Source organism: Streptomyces sp. HNM0645, assembly GCF_030056615.1.
Classification (GTDB): Bacteria; Actinomycetota; Actinomycetes; order Streptomycetales; family Streptomycetaceae; genus Streptomyces; species Streptomyces marianii.
Map to the genome: position 1 here is coordinate 1 of NZ_JASHLT010000134.1, position 339 is coordinate 339.

Consider the following 339-nt stretch of genomic DNA (forward strand, 5'->3'; position numbering starts at 1 on the left):
CAAGTGCGGCACGATCTACGAGGGCCGCAAGGGCGGCGTCGGCCGGCCCGTGATGGGCGCGCACGCCTACGGTTTCAACTCCGAGACCACCGGCGTCTCCGTCCTGGGCACCTACACCGACACCGCACCCTCGCAGGCCGCCATGGTCTCCGTCGCACGGATCGCCGCGTGGAAGCTCGGCCAGTACGGCGTGGACCCGGCCGGCACCACCACGCTCACCGCCGGCGCCGACGGCCGCAACTACACCGGAAAGACCTGGGCAAGCGGCGCCCAGCTGACCTTCCCCACCATCCACGGTCACCGCGACGGCTACAACACCCAGTGCCCCGGCAACGCCCT

The 339-nt window shown here is 71.4% G+C and carries 1 protein-coding gene; it reads left to right on the top strand.

The features are described from left to right. Positions 1 to 339: N-acetylmuramoyl-L-alanine amidase (locus QMZ92_RS35970; protein WP_283302158.1), on the top strand; the 339-nt coding region annotated here is incomplete at both ends.